The 19601-nt window shown below is 42.1% G+C and carries 20 protein-coding genes; 10 read left to right on the forward strand and 10 right to left on the reverse strand.

The annotated features are described in order from the left end of the window. Positions 1 to 129: 129 nt before the first annotated feature. Both Q4549_RS02445 and Q4549_RS02450 read right to left on the reverse strand, forming a co-directional pair. Positions 130 to 1140, reverse strand: coding sequence for a DUF3080 family protein (locus Q4549_RS02445; protein WP_303552770.1), 1011 nt, complete (start codon positions 1138 to 1140; stop codon positions 130 to 132). Next, complete coding sequence (locus tag Q4549_RS02450) at positions 1137 to 2534, reverse strand: MATE family efflux transporter (RefSeq protein ID WP_303552769.1); 1398 nt, start codon at positions 2532 to 2534, stop codon at positions 1137 to 1139. Before Q4549_RS02450 ends, Q4549_RS02445 begins: the two co-directional genes overlap by 4 nt. Between Q4549_RS02450 and Q4549_RS02455 the strand changes: the two genes are divergently transcribed. Beyond that, positions 2533 to 3153: a riboflavin synthase subunit alpha gene (locus Q4549_RS02455; RefSeq protein WP_303509010.1), complete on the forward strand. Its 621-nt coding sequence runs from the start codon at positions 2533 to 2535 to the stop codon at positions 3151 to 3153. The genes Q4549_RS02450 and Q4549_RS02455 overlap by 2 nt on opposite strands. Here Q4549_RS02455 and Q4549_RS02460 read toward each other — a convergent pair. Then, positions 3150 to 3353, reverse strand: a complete 204-nt coding sequence (locus Q4549_RS02460) for a CPXCG motif-containing cysteine-rich protein (RefSeq protein WP_137673217.1) — start codon at positions 3351 to 3353, stop codon at positions 3150 to 3152. The genes Q4549_RS02455 and Q4549_RS02460 overlap by 4 nt on opposite strands. A gap of 206 nt (positions 3354 to 3559) precedes the next feature. Between Q4549_RS02460 and thrS the strand changes: the two genes are divergently transcribed. From thrS to ihfA, 7 genes are all read left to right on the forward strand, one after another. Beyond that, positions 3560 to 5485: a threonine--tRNA ligase gene (gene thrS / locus Q4549_RS02465; protein ID WP_137673216.1), complete on the forward strand. Its 1926-nt coding sequence runs from the start codon at positions 3560 to 3562 to the stop codon at positions 5483 to 5485. A gap of 3 nt (positions 5486 to 5488) precedes the next feature. Next, on the forward strand, positions 5489 to 6031 hold the full coding sequence (gene infC / locus Q4549_RS02470) for a translation initiation factor IF-3 (protein WP_137673215.1): 543 nt from the start codon (positions 5489 to 5491) through the stop codon (positions 6029 to 6031). Between the two features lie 100 nt (positions 6032 to 6131). Further along, complete coding sequence (gene rpmI, locus Q4549_RS02475) at positions 6132 to 6329, forward strand: 50S ribosomal protein L35 (RefSeq protein ID WP_137673214.1); 198 nt, start codon at positions 6132 to 6134, stop codon at positions 6327 to 6329. An 18-nt stretch (positions 6330 to 6347) separates the two neighbouring features. Then, the gene (gene rplT / locus Q4549_RS02480) at positions 6348 to 6701 is read left to right on the forward strand and encodes a 50S ribosomal protein L20 (RefSeq protein WP_137673213.1); all 354 of its coding nucleotides are present in this window, start codon (positions 6348 to 6350) and stop codon (positions 6699 to 6701) included. 178 nt (positions 6702 to 6879) lie between these two features. After that, positions 6880 to 7860 (forward strand): phenylalanine--tRNA ligase subunit alpha, encoded by a 981-nt coding sequence (gene pheS / locus Q4549_RS02485; protein WP_303509019.1) that lies wholly within the window; start codon positions 6880 to 6882, stop codon positions 7858 to 7860. A gap of 12 nt (positions 7861 to 7872) precedes the next feature. Continuing rightward, entirely contained in the window at positions 7873 to 10260 is a 2388-nt protein-coding gene (pheT, locus tag Q4549_RS02490; protein WP_303552768.1) for a phenylalanine--tRNA ligase subunit beta, read from the forward strand. A 2-nt stretch (positions 10261 to 10262) separates the two neighbouring features. Beyond that, the gene (gene ihfA, locus Q4549_RS02495; RefSeq protein ID WP_016401503.1) at positions 10263 to 10556 is read left to right on the forward strand and encodes an integration host factor subunit alpha; all 294 of its coding nucleotides are present in this window, start codon (positions 10263 to 10265) and stop codon (positions 10554 to 10556) included. Between the two features lie 58 nt (positions 10557 to 10614). On the opposite strand, the gene Q4549_RS02500 is transcribed toward ihfA, so the two are convergent. From Q4549_RS02500 to Q4549_RS02515, 4 genes are all read right to left on the reverse strand, one after another. Beyond that, complete coding sequence (locus Q4549_RS02500; protein ID WP_303509029.1) at positions 10615 to 11373, reverse strand: amino acid ABC transporter ATP-binding protein; 759 nt, start codon at positions 11371 to 11373, stop codon at positions 10615 to 10617. A gap of 14 nt (positions 11374 to 11387) precedes the next feature. Then, complete coding sequence (locus Q4549_RS02505; protein WP_303552767.1) at positions 11388 to 12479, reverse strand: amino acid ABC transporter permease; 1092 nt, start codon at positions 12477 to 12479, stop codon at positions 11388 to 11390. A gap of 1 nt (position 12480) precedes the next feature. Then, positions 12481 to 13677: an amino acid ABC transporter permease gene (locus Q4549_RS02510; RefSeq protein WP_303552766.1), complete on the reverse strand. Its 1197-nt coding sequence runs from the start codon at positions 13675 to 13677 to the stop codon at positions 12481 to 12483. 72 nt (positions 13678 to 13749) lie between these two features. Beyond that, positions 13750 to 14775, reverse strand: a complete 1026-nt coding sequence (locus tag Q4549_RS02515; protein WP_137673207.1) for an amino acid ABC transporter substrate-binding protein — start codon at positions 14773 to 14775, stop codon at positions 13750 to 13752. A gap of 511 nt (positions 14776 to 15286) precedes the next feature. Between Q4549_RS02515 and cobB the strand changes: the two genes are divergently transcribed. Then, positions 15287 to 16012: a Sir2 family NAD+-dependent deacetylase gene (cobB, locus tag Q4549_RS02520; protein ID WP_303509039.1), complete on the forward strand. Its 726-nt coding sequence runs from the start codon at positions 15287 to 15289 to the stop codon at positions 16010 to 16012. Next, positions 16009 to 16770 carry a glucosaminidase domain-containing protein gene (locus tag Q4549_RS02525; RefSeq protein WP_303552765.1) on the forward strand — a complete coding sequence of 254 codons (762 nt, stop codon included), beginning with the start codon at positions 16009 to 16011 and terminating at the stop codon, positions 16768 to 16770. The genes cobB and Q4549_RS02525 overlap by 4 nt, the downstream gene beginning before the upstream one ends. Before the next feature lie 3 nt (positions 16771 to 16773). On the opposite strand, the gene ttcA is transcribed toward Q4549_RS02525, so the two are convergent. The 3 genes from ttcA to Q4549_RS02540 all read right to left on the reverse strand — a co-directional run bounded on the left by ttcA (position 16774) and on the right by Q4549_RS02540 (position 19565). Then, entirely contained in the window at positions 16774 to 17670 is an 897-nt protein-coding gene (gene ttcA / locus Q4549_RS02530; protein ID WP_303552764.1) for a tRNA 2-thiocytidine(32) synthetase TtcA, read from the reverse strand. A gap of 80 nt (positions 17671 to 17750) precedes the next feature. Next, complete coding sequence (uspE, locus tag Q4549_RS02535) at positions 17751 to 18683, reverse strand: universal stress protein UspE (protein WP_303552763.1); 933 nt, start codon at positions 18681 to 18683, stop codon at positions 17751 to 17753. Positions 18684 to 18818: 135 nt separating this feature from the next. Continuing rightward, complete coding sequence (locus tag Q4549_RS02540) at positions 18819 to 19565, reverse strand: FNR family transcription factor (protein WP_137673202.1); 747 nt, start codon at positions 19563 to 19565, stop codon at positions 18819 to 18821. Positions 19566 to 19601 lie beyond the last annotated feature (36 nt).

The following is a 19601-nucleotide window of genomic DNA, read 5'->3' on the forward strand; positions in this document are numbered from 1 at the left end:
TTCGTTTGCTCAATAAGTGGCCTTTACAACGCACAATTTAACTAAATGAGGCGTACAAGGCTGAATAAACGTAAGCAAATGGAGCCCTTATCACTTTAAAGCCTCGGCTTAGGTTATTTGTAAGACTTGTTAAGCCTTACAGCTATCTAAAATCAATTGCCATTGTTTAACGTGCTGTCGATTACTCTCTTGAAAATCTAAATGGATTTTTTTTGTAGTCATTAACAAAAACGAACTTTTCTGTGAGTGGTAAAGGGCCGTTAAGGGCGGCAGTAATAGTCGAACGCTTTGATCAAGTTCAGCAAGGTAGCGTTGTAATTTTTCCATATAGACTTTGTGCAGAATATTTTTGAGAACGATGCCATTTTTACGGTCATTTTCACGGTCATTTTTACAGTTGAACTCTCGCTTTTCTAACGCTGTAGAAACCTCATTGAGCCACAAGCTAGAACGTTTCATTTCTTGTAACAAGGCAAAAATACTAGGTCCCTTAGCAAACGACTCACTCAGTGTCAACAGTCCTTCATGGTCGAGGTTATGATTTTCTATGAGTTGTTGATGTAACTTATTTAAGTAACTCAAATTGTTGGCTAGAGATTGATAAGCGGAGTAGGGCTGTTGACGCAGTGCGTGGTCGCTCTGCCACAAGTAACGTAAACTTTGCTCGTTAACTAAATAGTTGCCCCAATAGAGACTCAGCGATTGTATTTTTTTATTGAGAATTACTGTTAGCGTGTCTTCTAGCTTTGGTTCTAGTTGCTTGCCTTGAATACATTCTGCTAAGCCTTGAATGATTTTGGTGTGCCAAACTAGCTGGTAATCCGCTGCAGCGTGTTTACCTAAACTGGAGTTTCCATCAAAAATAACCTGGTCTAGGCCACATTGCTTTAAGCCGACACTGTCTAGCAGCGAAAGTTGTAACACTGGCTCTGGTTGTTGGTAATCACGCCAACTAAAAGGAGTTAATGATCTGGTTGTTTGGGGGGCAGTAATATTGATGTTCAAGACGCGATTTAAACGAGCGCTATAATCCCCAAAGAGCTGATCACTACGTGGGGCTAACCAATTAAGCAGGGAGTAAATGCAGGCAACTAGAATGACACTAGCTGCCAGCAAGTAAAAGAAGTTAGCCCTACTCATGCTTCCTTGTTGATTAGGTGCAGCTTATGCGGATTGTTAGTGGCCCACACTAGCCTTGAGAACAAGCCAATCGCGCAGGCGGTTAATGCGAGTACTATTGCTATCCAAAAACCTATCACACCCATTGGCTCGCTAGTAAAGTAGTCGGTAAAAGTAAGTATAGAACCTACACCTAAGCCTATTGGCCAAAAGCTAATCAGCGTAACTATTAGGATGAAACGGGTATCTTGGTAACCCCGCAGCGCGCCAGCACAGCATACCTGTAATGAATCGGACAACTGATAAGTTGCCGCTAGCAAAAATAGAGGTGCAGCAATAGCAGCAACAGCGGTGTTATTGGTATACCAACCAATAATGTCATGACGAAATAACACGGTAGCTGTGGCAATAAACAACGTAGCGATAATAGACAAAATAACCCCGCTGTAGGCACTAATTTGTGCTTTATCTAACGACTTTTCGCCCATGTAATTACCCACTCTTATAGTTAAGGCAATGCCAATGCTTAAGGGCAACATAAACACCATAGAGGTAAAGTTTAGGGCGATTTGGTGTGCTGCAACAATGTCGGCACCAAGCGGTGATAGCAACAGAGCAATCATCGAAAACAAGGTCACCTCAAAGAATATAGCGCCACCAATCGGCAAGCCAAGTTTGAATATTCGCGAGATAATTGCCCAATCAATACCAGAACCCTGCTCAAATAATTTTAACGGCAGCAAAGTTGTACTTCGCTTGGCGTAAATAAGCATAGCAATGGCCATAAACCAATTGACCATTGCGGTTGCAACACCACAGCCAGCGCCACCTTGCTTTGGCATGCCAAGCAAACCATTAATAAATACATAATTAATGGGAATATTTAAGGCCAAGCCAGCAATACCGATGAGCATAATGGCTTTAATATTTGAACACGCCTCGTTGACTCCACGTAATACCTGATACAAGGCAAAAGCTGGCAAGCCAAAGCTAACAAAAAACAAGTATTGTTTGGTTAACCCCACCAATTGCGGTTCTACATCCATCACATTAAAAACGTTTGGTGCAAACCACAAGATCGCCCAAGCAATAGCGGCGAGTATTAAAGAAATAAATAAGGCTTGGCGAAAAATGTTTCCGCCTTTAAATGCTTGTTTAGCGCCTATTTGATAAGCCACCAATGGTGTAACCGCCATCAATATGCCTTGTAATAATAAAATGATGGGGTTAAAAAAACTGGCAGCAACTGCAACAGCGGCTAAATCGGTAGGGCTTACCGAGCCAGCCATAATTGTGTCAACAAAACTCATTCCAGTTATGGTAAGTTGAGCCACGACAATAGGCCCTGCCAAACGTAAAATGGCAAAACACTCTTTTGAAAAACGTTGTTTAAAACCCAGGAAAAAATACTTCATGTTCACCGGAATAGTTCAAAGTAAAAGAAAAGTTGTCAAAGTCGAACGAGCGCCAGGCTTAATGAAGCTCTGGGTCGATTTAGTGGATATCGAAGGCTTAAACATAGGCGCTAGTGTTGCGATAAACGGGACCTGTTTAACCGCAGTCAACATTAGCGAACAAGGCGTTCAATTCGACTTGATACAAGAAACGCTAAGTCTAACAAACTTAGACCTTATTAAAGAAGGGGATTTAGTAAATATTGAACGAGCTGCCAAAGTAGGTGACGAAATCGGTGGTCACCTAGTGTCGGGGCATATTCATACCACCGCCACCATATTAGACATGCAGTACTCAGAGAATAACCTAGCAATTCATCTATCGTTAGCTAACGAGTGGAAAGACTACGTGATTTATAAAGGGTTTATCTGCATAGATGGTGCAAGTTTAACGGTAGGCAAGTTAAGCGACCAAGGATTTTGGTTGCACATTATTCCAGAAACGCTGCGAGTCACTACTTTGGGTGATAAAGCGGTTAAAGATTTAGTGAACATAGAAATAGACAGTTCAACGCAAACTGCCATAGACACCATTAAACAACTCGCAAAAGCGGGAGATTTAAAACGCTGGCTTAGCTAAAAGAATTGCTCGTCATCTGCATCTACGTAGGCCAATAGCTTGTCGTTGCTCTCGTCTATATGTAGGCGACAATGAATGGGGTTACAACAAACACGGCAATCTTCGTAGAAGTCTTGGTCACCATTACTCGCATCCATAATTAGCGGGGTATGGTGGCCACAGGTAGGGCAAGAAATCATTTTTTCGACATAGTTTTTCATAACAACTACTCCAATATGTCCACCGTTTAATTATGGTTCAAATTCCTTGGTTCGACGAGTCTTCTAATCAATAAAGCATAAGCTATTGAAGTTATTTGTTCAGACCTTTAATATTGCCGCTCTTTTAAGTGCCTTAGGTACTCAATTTTATCGACTAAATCATGTGATGTTGCGTAGGCATCACCACTGTATGTGCAAGGATAAATATGCCAGTTATTACTCTCCCTGACGGTAGCCAACGTCAATTCGAAAACCCAGTATCAACCATGGATATCGCCGCTGATATCGGCCCAGGTTTAGCTAAAGCCTGCATAGCCGGCCGTGTAAACGGCGAGCGTGTTGATGCATGTGAACTCATTACCGATGACGCTCAAGTAGCGATTATCACGGCAAAAGATGAAGATGGTTTAGAAATCATTCGTCACTCTTGTGCGCATTTATTAGGCCATGCTATCAAGCAAATGTGGCCTGAAACCAAAATGGCAATTGGCCCTACCATTGATAACGGCTTTTATTACGACATCGATTTAGAGCATTCGCTAACTCAAGAAGACATCGACAATCTTGAGAAGAAAATGAAAGCACTGGCCAAGACAAATTACGATGTGATTAAAAAAACAGTGCCTTTAGCTGAAGCTAAAACGGTTTTTGAACAACGCGAAGAACCTTACAAGCTAGAAATTATTGAAGGCATTGACGCAAGTGCAACGCCAGGCTTGTACCACCACGAAGAATACATTGATATGTGTCGTGGTCCGCACGTACCTAACATGAAATTCTGTCACCACTTTAAATTAATGAAAGTGGCTGGTGCATACTGGCGCGGTGATAGCAAAAACAAAATGCTACAACGCGTATATGGCACTGCATGGGCAGACAAAAAGCAACTAGCGGCTTATTTAAAACGTTTAGAAGAAGCAGCAAAGCGTGATCACCGTAAAATTGGTAAGCAATTAGATCTTTACCACATGCAAGAAGAAGCGCCGGGTATGGTGTTCTGGCATGACTCTGGTTGGACTATTTTCCGCCAACTAGAAACCTACGTGCGCGAACAACTTACTAAGTACGAATACCAAGAAGTAAAAGCGCCGCAGATTATGGATCGTAGCTTATGGGAGAAATCTGGTCACTGGGACAAGTATGCCGACGGCATGTTTACCACTCAATCAGAAAGCCGTGAGTATGCAGTTAAACCGATGAACTGTCCGGGTCACATCCAAATCTTTAATCAAGGTTTGAAATCGTACCGCGACTTACCGTTACGTATGGCCGAATTTGGCTCTTGTCACCGTAACGAACCATCGGGCTCTTTACACGGTTTGATGCGAGTACGTGGCTTTACCCAAGATGATGCGCATATCTTCTGTACTGAAAATCAAATTCAAGACGAAGTCGCGTCGTGTATCGACATGGTATACGAAACATATAAGACTTTTGGTTTTGAAGAAATCGAAGTAAAACTGTCTACTCGCCCAGAACAGCGAGTAGGGGATGATGAAACGTGGGATAAATCTGAAAAAGCCCTAGCCGATGCGCTAACGTCTAAAGGTATTGAGTTTTCTTACTTACCTGGCGAAGGGGCTTTCTACGGACCTAAAATTGAATTCACTTTGCACGACTGCTTAGATAGAGCATGGCAATGTGGAACGGTTCAATTAGATTTCTCTATGCCTGGTCGTTTATCTGCCTCTTTTGTTGGCGAAGATAACGAACGCCACGTTCCGGTAATGATTCACCGCGCAATTTTGGGTTCATTAGAGCGATTCATCGGTATTTTGACTGAAGAATACTCAGGCTTTTTCCCAACTTGGTTAGCACCTCGCCAAGTGGTTGTGATGAATATTACCGATAAACAGGCCGATTTTGTCCATCAAGTAGTAAAAAAATTAAATAAACAGGGCATTAGAGCCATTGCGGACTTGAGAAATGAGAAGATAGGCTTTAAAATCCGCGAACATACTCTAAAGCGTATTCCTTACTTACTGGTTGTCGGCGATAAAGAAGTCGAAAGTAATGAGGTTGCGGTTAGAACTCGTAAGGGTGACGATCTAGGTAAATTTGCTGTTGATAAGTTTGTAGAGCAAATTAAACAAGAAATCGCCAATCGTGACAATAATTGTATTGAGGTATAAATTATAAAAACCGGAAGACGTGGTCAGCAACAAGCTGCAAGAGCACATAAGATAAATGAAGAAATTCAAGCTCAAGAATTACGCCTTACAGGCATAGACGGCGAAGCCCTAGGCATTGTTAGCTTGAATGAAGCGCTAGATATAGCCGGCGAGTCTGGTGTAGATCTAGTAGAAATTAGTCCTAATGCTGAACCACCTGTTTGTCGGGTCATGGACTACGGTAAGTTCATTTACGAAAAGAGTAAATCTGTAAAAGAACAGAAGAAGAAGCAAAAACAGATTCAGGTTAAGGAAATAAAATTCCGACCTGGAACTGACGAAGGCGACTATCAGGTAAAACTACGCAACCTGGTTCGTTTTCTAGAAGAGGGTAATAAAGCTAAAGTAACGCTACGTTTCCGTGGTCGTGAAATGGCACACCAAAGCTTAGGCTTTGATCTGCTAAACCGCATTAAAGGCGATTTAGAAGAACTAGCAGTTGTGGAAGCTTTTCCAAAAATGGAAGGTCGCCAAGCTGTGATGGTGTTAGGCCCTAAAAAGAAGTAACTAAGGCATCCAAGTAACAAACAGCTTACTTTAACCGGTAAGCTGTTTTTGTTCGCCTTTAGTTATATGTTGTTAATCTCGCAATGCGGAGTGCATGTAAATGCCAAAAATGAAATCGAACAAAGGCGCAGCTAAGCGCTTTAGAAAAACTGCTTCTGGTGGTTTTAAATACAAACAAGCTGGTCTTCGTCACATCCTGACTAAGCGCCGTACTAAGGTAAAACGTCACCTTCGTCCGAAGGGTATGATTGCTGCGTCTGATATCGCATCAATTGTTCGCATGTTGCCGTACGCATAAGTTTAGAGGAAATTAAGAATGGCCAGAGTTAAACGCGGTGTACAAGCACGTGCACGTCATAAGAAAGTCTTAAAACAAGCCAAAGGTTACTACGGAGCACGTTCACGTGTTTATCGCGTAGCCTTCCAAGCGGTAATCAAAGCGGGTCAATACGCTTACCGTGACCGTCGTCAGCGTAAGCGTCAATTCCGTCAGTTATGGATTGCACGTATTAATGCGGCTTCACGTCAAAATGGTTTGTCTTACAGCCGTTTGATTGACGGACTTAAAAAAGCATCTATCGAAATCGATCGTAAGATCCTAGCTGATATTGCTGTTTTTGATAAAGCAGCATTTACAGTATTGGTAGAAAAAGCAAAAGCTGCTTTATAAGTTTTATCAAGTTTGTAAAAGGGGAGCTTAGGCTCCCTTTTTTTATTGCAAAAAAATACCCATACTACCTACCTTTTCCCGGAACAAGTCTAGCTATAAGCAGTTCATTAAAGTACTATTTCCGGTCTTATTTAAAACGAAAATCAGCCTTCCCCCATTGGCGGAATATGAGGAAATCATGCTAGATCTTGATGCGCTAATCAATCAGGCTAAGACTCACATTGAAGCGGCTTCAGCGATTAACGAACTCGATGCCGTTCGCGTGGAATACTTAGGTAAAAAAGGACTAATGACTAAACAGCTGCAAGGACTTGGCAAATTAACGCCAGAAGAACGTCCTCAAGCTGGTCAGCTTATTAATCAGGCCAAACAAGTTATCCAAGACGCGTTAAATGCAAAACGTGAATTGCTAGTACAGCAAGAACTTAATGCAAAGCTTTCGGCCGAAACCGTTGATATTACTTTGCCCGGTCGCAGTGACGAACTAGGTGGTCTACACCCAGTGACTCGCACTATTGAACGCATTCAAACGTTCTTCGGAGAGTTAGGCTTTCAAGTTAAATCTGGGCCAGAAATCGAAGATGGCTTTCATAACTTTGATGCATTAAATATTCCTGAGCATCATCCTGCTCGCGCCGACCACGATACGTTCTATTTTAATCCTGATTTAGTATTGCGTACCCAAACTTCGGGTGTGCAAATTCGTACCATGGAAACTGAAAAGCCGCCGATTAGAATTATTTCTCCTGGCCGCGTTTATCGAAACGATTACGATCAAACCCACACGCCAATGTTCCACCAGGTGGAAGGATTGATGGTTGATAAAAACGTAAACTTCACTGAATTAAAGGGCGTGTTGTATGACTTCCTGCAAAACTTCTTTGAAGATGACTTACAAGTACGTTTTCGACCGTCTTACTTCCCGTTTACAGAAACTTCTGCAGAAGTGGATGTTCTTGGTAAAAACGGTTGGTTAGAAGTGCTTGGTTGCGGCATGGTACACCCAAATGTATTACGTGCAGTAAACATTGACCCTGAAGAATACACCGGCTTTGCCTTTGGTATGGGTGTAGAGCGTTTAACTATGTTGCGTTACGGCGTTAACGATTTACGTTCATTCTTCGAAAACGACTTACGTTTCTTAAAACAATTTAATTAAGGGTTAATTAACATGAAATTTAGTGAATCATGGCTAAGAGAGTGGGTTAACCCTAGCATTTCACGCGATGAGTTGTCTGAGAAGATCACCATGGCCGGCCTAGAAGTTGACGGTATTGAAGCCGTAGCGTCTAGTTTTAACGGCGTTGTAATTGGTGAAGTGGTTGAGTGTGGTCAACATCCTGATGCTGACAAATTACGCGTAACCAAAATCAATGTTGGTGGCGACGAGCTATTAGACATTGTTTGTGGTGCCCCAAATTGCCGCCAAGGCTTAAAAGTAGCGGTAGCTCAAGTTGGCGCAGTATTACCCGGCGATTTCAAAATCAAAAAAGCGAAACTGCGTGGTCAACCTTCTCACGGTATGCTTTGTGCCTACAGTGAACTAGGCATCAGTGATGAGTCAGACGGTATTATGGAGCTTCCAAGTGACGCGCCAATTGGTACTGATTTACGCGATTACCTACAGTTAGATGACGTAACTATTGAAGTTGATTTAACACCCAACCGTGCCGATTGTTTAAGCCTTCGTGGTTTGGCTCGCGAAGTAGGTGTGCTAAATCAAATGGACGTTGCCGAGCCACAATGGCAAAACGCTGTTGTAAGCATTGAAGATACGTTTACGGTGAACGTTGAAGCGACCGAGCAATGTCCACGTTACTTAGGACGCGTGATAAAAGGTGTAGATGTAAAAGCAACAACACCTCTTTGGATGCAAGAACGTTTACGCCGCAGCGGTATTCGATCTATCGATCCCGTTGTTGATGTGACTAACTATGTACTGGTAGAGCAAGGTCAACCAATGCATGCTTTTGATCTTGCGAAGCTAAACGGTTCAATTGATGTGCGTTTAGCAAACAACGGCGAAAAGCTAGTATTACTAGATGGTAACGAAGTTGAGTTAAAAGATAATACTCTGACTATTTGTGACCAGAGCGGTCCAATTGCTATGGCTGGTATCTTTGGTGGTGAGAAAACCGGTGTTACTGAAAGTAGCAGCGACATCTTTTTAGAGTGTGCGTTCTTTAGCAAACTAGCTATTACTGGTCGTGCCCGACAATATGGTTTACACACTGACTCATCTCACCGTTACGAGCGTGGGGTTGATTTCCAATTGCAAACTCAAGCAATGGAACGTGCTACACAGTTATTGGTCGAGATTTGTGGTGGCGAGGTAGGCCCAATTGTTGAGTCTGGTGATGAAGCTAAGCTTCCACAAGCGGCAACCATTACTTTGCGCCACGCGCGTTTAGAAAAAGTAATTGGTTACTCGTTTGCCAAAGATCAAGTTAGCGAAATCCTTACTCGTTTAGGAATGACTGTTACCGAAACAGAACAAGGCTGGCAGGCAACTGCACCGAGTTACCGTTTTGATATGGCGATTGAAGAAGACCTAATTGAAGAGGTTGCGCGAATTTTTGGATATAACAACATTCCAAATGTTTCACCAGTTGCATCCTTAAAAATGAGTCAACACAAAGAAGTTGAGTTACCAGCAAGCAAGTTGCGCCAATTGTTGTGTGGTCGTGGTTATCAAGAAGCGGTTACTTACAGTTTTGTTGACCCCAAACGCCAGCAACTATTGCACCCACAACAAGATGCTATGATTTTGCCGCACCCAATTTCTGTGGAAATGTCGGCAATGCGTTTAAGTTTGTGGACAGGTTTGTTAGATACTGTGTCTTACAACCAAAAACGTCAACAAGCTCGGGTTCGTGTTTTTGAGTCGGGTTTACGTTTTGTTCCTGATACAAACGCTGAAAACAATGTAAGCCAAACAGCAATGTTGGCTGGTGTGATTAGTGGCACAGCGAATCAAGAAGCTTGGAATAGCACAGAGCGAGAATTAGATTTCTTTGATATCAAAGGTGATGTTGAAGCGTTAATTCAACAAACCACTGATGCCGATTCATTTAGCTTTGAAGCTGCAAATATTCCTGCATTACATCCTGGCCAGTCTGCTAGCATATTGCGCCATGGTAAACATGTTGGGTATGTAGGTGCATTGCACCCACAACATCTAAAAGCCTTTGGCTTAAGTGGTAAAGTATTTGTATTTGAGCTAGAACTTGCAGCAGTTACTCAACGCAACTTACCAGATGCTAAGCCTGTTTCTAAGTTCCCTGCTAACCGACGAGACCTTGCTTTATTAGTATCAGAACAAGTTAATGCAGGAGATTTATTAAATTGCATTAAGAAAGTTGGCGGAAATCAATTAGTTGGCGTAAACTTATTCGATGTATACAAAGGGAAAGGCATTGCAGACGATATGCAAAGTATTGCGATTAGCTTAACGCTGCAAGAACAAAGCCGAACCCTTGAAGAAAAAGAGATTGCCGCTACAGTTGATACCATTGTAGAGGCGTTACGTTCAGAGTTTGACGCATCCTTGAGGGACTAGTTATGGCATTAACTAAAGCTGACCTGGCAGAAAATTTATTTGAAAACTTGGGCTTTAGCAAAAGAGAGTCTAAAGAAGTTGTAGAAGCGTTTTTTGAAGAAATACGGGTGGCTTTGGAAAGTGGGGAGCAAGTCAAAATTTCAGGTTTTGGAAACTTTGATCTAAGGGAGAAAAATCAACGCCCTGGTCGTAACCCGAAAACTGGTGAAGATATCCCCATCTCTGCGCGTCGAGTAGTCACCTTTCGTCCTGGGCAAAAGCTCAAGAGTAGGGTAGAGAACGCCGAACCAAAATAATGTTCAGTTAATAAAAAAGGAAGCCAATTGGCTTCCTTTCTTTTTATCTGTTTACTAACTAGTGATTTAAGATCTGGCTTAAGAATAGTTTAGTACGATCAGATTGTGGGTTCTCAAAGAACTGAACCGGTTCGTTCTCTTCAATAATTTCCCCTCTGTCCATAAAGATAACCCGATCTGCAACCTGCTTAGCAAAGCCCATTTCGTGGGTTACACAAAGCATGGTCATCCCTTCATTCGCTAACTCCACCATTACATCTAACACTTCTCTTACCATTTCAGGATCAAGAGCAGAAGTTGGCTCATCAAATAACATGATAGATGGGTTCATACATAGGCTGCGAGCAATCGCTACACGCTGCTGTTGACCACCAGAGAGTTGACCGGGGTACTTGTCAGCTTGCTCTGGAATTTTAACTCGCTCCAAGTATTTCATGGCAGTTGCTTCGGCCTCTGCTTTGGGGATTTTTTTAACCCAAATTGGCGCTAAACAACAGTTTTGCAATACCGTGAGATGTGGAAATAAGTTGAAGTGTTGAAAACACATACCTACGTCGCTACGCACTAACTCGATACTTTTTAAATCACTTTGTAATTCAGTACCGTTTACAATTATGTCGCCTTTTTGATGTTCTTCCAGGCGGTTAATACAACGTATCATTGTTGACTTGCCAGAGCCCGATGGGCCACAAATGACAATCTTTTCGCCTTTGGCTACCGTTAAGTCTAAGTCTTTAAGTACGTGAAACTCGCCGTACCATTTGTTCATTCCCTTAAGTTGAATTACCACCTCAGGGCTTGCTTGATTAGAAGTCATTTAAAATTTCCTTATTAATGTCCTGTGTGTAGTTTCTTCTCGAGATGGATCGAATAGCGAGACATGCTGAAACAGAACACCCAAAAAACAAAAGCGATAAATACATACATTTCGGTAGAAAACCCAAGCCAAGCCGGGTCAGCTAGAGCTGATTGACCGATAGCCAATAAATCGAATAACCCAATTACCAGTACTAAACTAGTATCCTTAAACAAGGCTATAAAGGTATTAACGATAGACGGAATAGTAATTTTTAATGCTTGTGGCAGAATAATTAAACCCATAGATTGCCAGTAACTCAAGCTAAGCGCTTCACCTGCCTCGTACTGGCCTTTAGGAATTGCTTGTAAACCACCACGAATTACCTCTGCCATATAAGCTGATTGGAACATAATAATGCCAATCATCGCTCGAGCTAGTTTGTTGAAATCGACTTCTGCGCCAACAAACAGCGGCAACATAACCGATGCCATAAACAATACGGTAATAAGAGGCACTGCACGCCAAAACTCAATGTAGATAGTACAAAAGCTTCGTACTATTGGCATATGAGAACGTCGACCCAAAGCCAATAAAATACCGATTGGAAGAGCTGCAACAATACCCACGATAGCCAATACTAGCGTTAGCATTAAGCCACCCCATTGATGTGTTTCTACCTTAGGTAAACCGAAGGAGTCACCTAACAATAAGAAAAACACAATAATTGGGTATATAAACAAGCTGAATAATGCAATTTTAGGTTTGTGAGGGGTTTTCTCGTAAACCAAGGCTGCAATTAGAATCAAGAAGGTAACAAATACCAAATCAACTCTCCAGCGCTCAGCAGAAGGATAGAATCCGTAGATTAACTGAGAAAAGCGGTCTGCGACAAATACCCAACATGCACCGTCGCTGGTACAAGCTTCGCGACTATCACCAATCCAGTCAGCTTGTAAAAACGCCCATTGAATAGCCGAGGCTAAAGGTGGAATTATCAAATATAAGATAAAAAGAGTGAACAAACTGTTTAGCCAAGAAGAAAATAAATTCTTCTTCAGCCAACCTACAAAGCCAACGCTTAGGTTAGGTGGTGCTAAATCAGGTCTAAATTGATGTACTGACATATTAACGCTCCACCAAAGCCATTTTCTTGTTGTAGATATTCATCAAGATTGAAGTAGCAATACTAATGGTGAGATAAACCGCCATGGTTAGCGCAATAACTTCAATCGCTTGACCTGTTTGATTTAAGGTTGTTCCCATAAATACTGATACTAAATCCGGATAACCAATTGCTGTAGCTAACGATGAGTTTTTAGTTAAGTTTAGATATTGGCTGGTGAGCGGAGGAATAATTACCCGCATTGCCTGAGGAATGATCACCAGCTTTAAGGCTTGCGTTCTGGTTAAGCCTAAAGACTCAGCTGCCTCACTCTGACCTTTACTTACAGCCAAAATACCAGAGCGAACAATCTCTGCTATAAATGCAGCGGTGTAAAAAGTAAGCGCGACTAATAAAGCGGCTAACTCTGGAATAATTACCATGCCGCCACGGAAGTTAAAGCCCTTTAATGCTGGGTACTCTAAGCCAATTGGCGAGCCCATTAAAAAGAATACAACCGTAGGCACCAGGATAATCATTGCTGCAGAAACAGAAAAAATAGGGAAGGGTTGACCAGTAAGCATTTGACGCTTTTTAGCCCACTTGGCTAAAACAAAAGAGCCAATAATTGCCAAAATAAAACTAATGACAACGATATTAGCGCCAGACTCCATAATGGGCCCTGGCATGTAAAGGCCACGCACATTCAAAAACACCGCTTCACCAATGCTAAGACTTTGCTTAGGACTAGGCAGTGCTCTAAGTACCGCAAAGTACCAAAAGAATATTTGTAGAAGTAAAGGAATGTTACGCAAAGTTTCAATGTAAACGGTGGCAACTTTAGAAACCAACCAGTTTTGTGACAGGCGTGCTATGCCCATAATGAAACCAAGAATAGTGGCAAATATAATACCCAATACAGATATTAGAATTGTGTTTAACAAGCCAACTAAAAAAGTGCGCCCAAACGTGTGACTTTCGTCATATTCGACCAATGACTGAATAATACCGAAACCTGCAGTTTGGTTCATAAAACCAAAGCCGGTCGTAATACCACGTTGTTCTAAGTTATAAAGAGCGTTACTGATGATGTAGAAAAAGAAACCGATAACACCAATAACAACGAGAATTTGGAAAACTAGCGCTCTTACGTTGGGATCAAACCAGATCTTACGAAGACTATTTGCTGAGTTATCCTTTGAGGAAGGATGGGCAGCCATATATTGTAACCTAGTAGTGTAGGATAAAAACGGAAGAGAGCAGGGCAAGCCCTGCTCTTTTAAGAGTAGAAATTAGCGAATAGGCGGAGCGTATTGGAAGCCACCGTCTTTCCATAGTGCGTTAACACCACGAGCGATACCAAGCGGAGAGCTAGTACCTACGTTTTTCTCGAACGACTCGCCGTAGCTACCAACTTGCTTAACAATGTTGTAGCCCCATTTGTCGTCTAAGCCTAAACCTTTACCTTTAGGGCCTTCTAAACCTAAGATACGGCGTACGTTAGGGTTAGTAGATTTAAGCATGTCGTCTGCGTTTGCAGAGCTTAAGCCATATTCTTCAGCATTGATCATGGCGAATAGAGACCACTTAACAATGTTTAGCCATTGGTCATCGCCTTGACGAACAACTGGACCTAAAGGCTCTTTAGAAATAATTTCAGGCAATACCATTGCGCTGTCTGGCTTAGCCAGTTTGATACGTAGTGCATAAAGCTGCGATTGGTCTGAGGTTAAAACATCACAACGACCAGCTTCGAAACCTTTCACTGTTTGGTCTGAGGTATCAAATACTACAGGCGTGTATTTCATACCATGCTCACGGAAGTAATCCGCTAAGTTTAGCTCGGTAGTAGTACCAGATTGGATACATACTGCAGCGCCATCTAATTCTTTAGCTGAAGACACACCTAGCTCTTTGCTTACCATAAAGCCTTGGCCGTCATAATAGTTAACACCAGCAAAATTCAAACCTAGTGAACTGTCGCGGGTTAGCGTCCAAGTAGTGTTACGAGAAAGAATATCGATTTCACCAGACTGAAGTGCAGTGAAACGCTCTTTTGCAGTAAGGGGAGTATATTTAACTTTAGAAGCATCGCCAAGAACGGCGGCGGCTACTGCACGACAAACGTCTACATCTAGACCTTGCCAATTTCCGTCAGCATCTGGGTTTGAGAAACCAGGTAAGCCGGTACTAACGCCACATTGTAAGAAACCTTTACTTTTAACGTTGTCTAACGTGCCATCAGCAGCGCTAGCATTTGCTGCGAAAGCTAAGGCTACAGCAGCTACCGCAGCTTTAATATGCGTGTTTTTTAACATGTTTTCTTCCCTGTACAGTTTGTCTTTATATTGTGGGTTGAACGGCTCTATATTCAATCACGAGCCAAAACCAGAGCCAATAACAACATAAACATTCAAATATTGGGTGTCAACATTATTGTAACACCGCAATCACAACAGAATGCCGAATAACTGACCACTGGCGCAAAACTATTCAATATAATTGAATATAGTATCAAGCAGCAGTATCCGTAGGCTTTTTATCGTTTTCTTGCGCTAGATCAAGATTAGCACAGCTACAGATAATTCCCTGATTTAGTTAGCTTAAAAGTAGCAAAAGCGAGATATGTCGCAAAAGTTTAATTTAGATTAACTATGCGGTCAGACAAACTAGATATTTGTGGCTCTGTCGAGAATCATTCTAGATAAAATGTTAACAGTTAGTAACTTTTAAGCCATGTTTGTCACATTACAACTTAAGTAGAATGGGGACTTATGCTGACTTAATATATATTTATAGAGCTTTCTATTCGATTTTGAACAAAAGAAGATGAATATGAAAAAAAATGTGATTGTTTTGACCGGAGCAGGGGTTTCTGCTGAATCAGGAATTCAAACTTTCCGTGATTCAGATGGTTTGTGGGAAAAGCATCGCGTAGAAGATGTCGCTACTCCTGAGGCTTATCAACGAGCTCCTGATTTTGTCGACCAATTCTATAATCTGCGTCGCCAACAGCTTCAAAGTAGTAAGGTACAGCCAAACGCAGCCCACTTCGCGCTTGCCGAGCTAGAGCAGCAAGATGATATAGAGCTACTAGTTATCACCCAAAATATTGATGACTTGCACGAACGTGCTGGCAGTAAGAATGTGTTGCATATGCATGGTGAGCTATTAAAGGCACGCTGCCCAATGTCTAATCAAACCACCAATTGGAAAGGCGACTTAGGTGCTGAGGTATTGTGTACATGTTGTCAGTTTCCTACTCGACTAAGACCGCATGTTGTGTGGTTTGGCGAAATGCCTATTGGCCTAGACAAGATTTACCATCGACTTAATCACTGTGATATATTTATTGCCATTGGTACCTCGGGACATGTGTTTCCGGCGGGCGGTTTTGTTCATGAAGCTGCAAGCCATGATGCAAGAACCATTGAACTCAATCTTGAGCCCTCTGAAATGCAAAGCGAATTCGCAGAGCGTCATTACGGCCCAGCGAGTGAGTTAGTTCCTAACTTCTTGCAAGAATTAACCACAGAAATAAGAGCAACTACTTGAATAAATTTTTACTTATAGGCTTGTTATCAAGCCTTATCATCGCTTGCGATCACACACCAAAAAAGACTTCACCCATCATTAGTTACGCACCGCTACCTGCTTTTGAAGAATTTACCGACGTTAATCAAAAGAAGCAGCAATTTACTCAATACATTTTGCCACTGATAAAAGCAAGTAATCAGCAAATACTTGAGCAACGTAATCAACTGGTTTCCTTCAATAGCAAGATAGCGAATAGCAAATTAAGCAAGAAACAACACAAGATTTTAGTTGAGTTAGCTGAAGATTACCGGGTCGATACCACCCTTAGTGATAAGCAAATCATCACTGAGCTACTAACCAAAATAGACGTTGTGCCTCCTGCCTTAGTGTTAGCTCAAGCTGCTAACGAGTCAGCATGGGGAACGTCAAGGTTTGCCAAAGAAGGAAATAATTTGTTTGGTCAATGGTGTTACCAGAAAGGTTGTGGCTTAGTACCATTAAGCCGTGTTGACGGTGCCAACCATGAGGTACGTAAATTTGATAGTGTGTATCAGTCGGTAAATGCCTATATGAACAACCTCAACAGTCATCCTGCCTACCAAGCGTTAAGAGAACATCGCCAAATCGCTAGAACACGCGGCGAGATAGACGCAATCGAGCTAGCAAGTTTTCTTACTAGCTATTCTGAACGGGGTGAAGCCTACGTACACGAGCTCCAACAGATGATGAGAAGCAATAGGTCTTTGTGGCCTTCTCAATTATCAGTGAGTTCTTAAGAACTAAAGCTCTACTATTTGAACTACCCCAGTCGTCTCTTTCATTGTCTGCTGGGGTTCTAGCTCAGGTGCATCGAAACCAATATCACCGCCGTCAATTATGCCGCTATCTCTGTTAATAGATTTAAAGTCAAACTGTTGGTGATCGAGTAAATGAGATGGCACGACGTTTTGCACCGATCTAAACATTGATTCTACTCTTCCTGGAAAACGCTTTTCCCAATCATTCAACATTTGTTTAATTGCCTGACGCTGCAGGTTTTCTTGAGAGCCGCAGAGGTTACACGGAATAATTGGGAACTCTTTCACTTCAGCGTATTTTTCCATATCGGCTTCTTTACAGTAGGCCATTGGGCGAATCACGACATGTTTCCCATCGTCACTGACTAACTTAGGTGGCATGGTTTTTAGCTTGCCGCCATGAAACATGTTTAAGAACAAGGTTTCTAATATATCGTCTCTATGATGGCCTAGTGCAATTTTGGTGGCACCTAGTTCGGTAGCGGTACGATACAAAATGCCGCGGCGTAAACGAGAACATAAAGAACAGGTTGTTTTACCTTCAGGGATTTTGTCTTTTACAATTGAATAAGTATCTTCTTGCACAATTTTGTATTCAATACCTAAGTTATCTAGGTATTCAGGCAAAATATGCTCTGGGAAGCCAGGTTGTTTTTGGTCAAGGTTAACGGCAATAACGTCAAAGCTTATTGGTGCATGCGCTTTTAGATGCAGCAAAATATCTAACATTGCGTAACTGTCTTTACCGCCAGACAAACACACCATTACTTTATCGCCTTCTTCAATCATATTGTAGTCAGCTATCGCTTGGCCTACATGTCGACGAATTCGCTTATGAAGTTTGTTTTGGTTGTATTGTTGTTTAGCTGTAACTGACATTTTGAGTTCCCAATAAAAAAGCGGGGCTATTATATAACCCCGCCTTGCTTAAGCAATCTTTTCCCTTAGCTTAAACGGATCTATTTTTGGAAAGGACTAACAAAGTTTTGTGGTTTCAATGCCAGTAAATCGCAGTCTAATTGGTCAATAACGTGCTCAGCGGTATTACCTATTAATGCTGCGCTAAAACCGCTTCGACCAGACGTACCCAAAATAACTATATCTGCACCAATCTCATTGGCCACTTCGGGAATCACATCATCGGGTAAGCCTTCTTCGAGGTGGCTAGTGACTTCTTGCTCGAACTGTTCAGCAACAAATTTATTCAGGGCCTCTTTATGGTATTCCATAACATTTTTGTTGTACTTGAGAGGGTCGAAATCAGGCAGCTCTATGGCAATGTTTACCGGGGCAGCGGGATAGGCTGTAACAATATCGGGAGTGGCAGATAGCAACCGGCATAAATCCTTAGCTTCTTGAGCAATTCGCACATTGAGTTTGTGGTGCTCTTCGTCCTCTGCACCTGCGTGAATCGCTGCAACAATCTTACCAGCTGTTGGCCAATCATGGTCTTTAACCATTAGCACTGGTGTTGGACATTTACGTAAAATATGCCAATCGTTGGGGGTAAAGATTATTGATTGCAGTGTAGGGTGAGGGTGGGTGGCTTTAACCACGAGATCGTGACCAAAATCGAGAACTTCCTCTATAACACTTTCATAGAGTCGGTTATTCCACACTACCTTGGTTTCTATCTCTAGGCCTGCGGTATCTGTTGCCGCGATAACTTCGTTCAACCAGACTTTACGTTCGTCTATTACGCCAGAGCGCATGGCTTCTCGCTCTTCGCCAGATAACATTGACGTCATCTCGTAAGAGAAGTCATAAATGGTGAGTAGAGCTTTGATTTTTGCTTGGTCTTCTTTCTGTGCTAAAAACACAGCCCGAGACAAAGCCGCCTGAGTGTCGTGCAGGGGGTCAATGACCACTAAAATATTGCGATACTTAATCATAAAGCAGCTCCTAGAATGATCTGGAATAGCTACTTAACTTTAGCTCAATTTGGAAGGAATAAATCTGACTTAGTTAACACTGACCCAAGTTTTTTATCATAGCTTGATGTAAATCAGGTCAGTGTTATTAATCACTTAGGTAGCTTTGGCGCCTGCTAATTGACGAAGGGATTCGCGGTCGGTAATTGAAATATATTTACCTTTAACCGCAATCATATCGGCTTTTTGGAAACGGCCTAACAAACGTGAAATAGTTTCCACTGTTAAACCTAAGTAATTACCGATATCACCACGAGTCATGGTAAGGCGAAACTCTCTAGGAGAGAAACCACGCTCAGAGAAGCGCTGCGATAAACCATAAATAAATGCGGCTAAACGCTCTTCAGCATTTTTCTTACTGAGTAACAAAATCATCTCTTGATCAGCGACAATCTCGTTGCTCATTAAACGCATCATTTGGCGACGAAGTTTAGGCATACTTGCCGACAAGTCATCCATCGTATCAAAAGGGATTTCACATACCATCGACGTTTCAAGGGCTTGTGCAAAACTAGGGTGTACCTGGTTATTGATAGCGTCGAAGCCCACTAAATCGCCAGCTAAATGAAAGCCAGTGATTTGCTCATCACCTTGCTCGGTAATGGTGTATGACTTAATGGTGCCTGAACGTATCGCGTATAAGCTTTTAAGTTTATCGCCAGCAGCAAAAATTTCTTCGCCTTTTTGAATAGGCTTTTTACGCTCAATAATACTGTCTAAACGATCTAGCTCAGTTTCATTTAAGGAAAATGGGATACACAATTGTGCAATGCTGCAATCTTGACAATGGATTTCACATCCACCAGTTTGGATTCTTTGACTAGCTTTTGGGTTAATGCTCATACTCAAACTATGCTATAGGAGTTCGAGGCAATTCTA

The organism is Agarivorans sp. 2_MG-2023 (assembly GCF_030548085.1).
Taxonomy (GTDB): domain Bacteria; phylum Pseudomonadota; class Gammaproteobacteria; order Enterobacterales; family Celerinatantimonadaceae; genus Agarivorans.

Coding starts and splice junctions, on each gene's coding strand:
- Q4549_RS02445 (WP_303552770.1), bottom strand. CDS start 1,140: ATGAGTAGGGCTAACTTCTTTTACTTGCTGGCAGCTAGTGTCATTCTA.
- Q4549_RS02455 (WP_303509010.1), top strand. CDS start 2,533: ATGTTCACCGGAATAGTTCAAAGTAAAAGAAAAGTTGTCAAAGTCGAA.
- Q4549_RS02450 (WP_303552769.1), bottom strand. CDS start 2,534: ATGAAGTATTTTTTCCTGGGTTTTAAACAACGTTTTTCAAAAGAGTGT.
- Q4549_RS02460 (WP_137673217.1), bottom strand. CDS start 3,353: ATGAAAAACTATGTCGAAAAAATGATTTCTTGCCCTACCTGTGGCCAC.
- thrS (WP_137673216.1), top strand. CDS start 3,560: ATGCCAGTTATTACTCTCCCTGACGGTAGCCAACGTCAATTCGAAAAC.
- rpmI (WP_137673214.1), top strand. CDS start 6,132: ATGCCAAAAATGAAATCGAACAAAGGCGCAGCTAAGCGCTTTAGAAAA.
- rplT (WP_137673213.1), top strand. CDS start 6,348: ATGGCCAGAGTTAAACGCGGTGTACAAGCACGTGCACGTCATAAGAAA.
- pheS (WP_303509019.1), top strand. CDS start 6,880: ATGCTAGATCTTGATGCGCTAATCAATCAGGCTAAGACTCACATTGAA.
- pheT (WP_303552768.1), top strand. CDS start 7,873: ATGAAATTTAGTGAATCATGGCTAAGAGAGTGGGTTAACCCTAGCATT.
- ihfA (WP_016401503.1), top strand. CDS start 10,263: ATGGCATTAACTAAAGCTGACCTGGCAGAAAATTTATTTGAAAACTTG.
- Q4549_RS02500 (WP_303509029.1), bottom strand. CDS start 11,373: ATGACTTCTAATCAAGCAAGCCCTGAGGTGGTAATTCAACTTAAGGGA.
- Q4549_RS02505 (WP_303552767.1), bottom strand. CDS start 12,479: ATGTCAGTACATCAATTTAGACCTGATTTAGCACCACCTAACCTAAGC.
- Q4549_RS02510 (WP_303552766.1), bottom strand. CDS start 13,677: ATGGCTGCCCATCCTTCCTCAAAGGATAACTCAGCAAATAGTCTTCGT.
- Q4549_RS02515 (WP_137673207.1), bottom strand. CDS start 14,775: ATGTTAAAAAACACGCATATTAAAGCTGCGGTAGCTGCTGTAGCCTTA.
- cobB (WP_303509039.1), top strand. CDS start 15,287: ATGAATATGAAAAAAAATGTGATTGTTTTGACCGGAGCAGGGGTTTCT.
- ttcA (WP_303552764.1), bottom strand. CDS start 17,670: ATGTCAGTTACAGCTAAACAACAATACAACCAAAACAAACTTCATAAG.
- uspE (WP_303552763.1), bottom strand. CDS start 18,683: ATGATTAAGTATCGCAATATTTTAGTGGTCATTGACCCCCTGCACGAC.
- Q4549_RS02540 (WP_137673202.1), bottom strand. CDS start 19,565: ATGAGCATTAACCCAAAAGCTAGTCAAAGAATCCAAACTGGTGGATGT.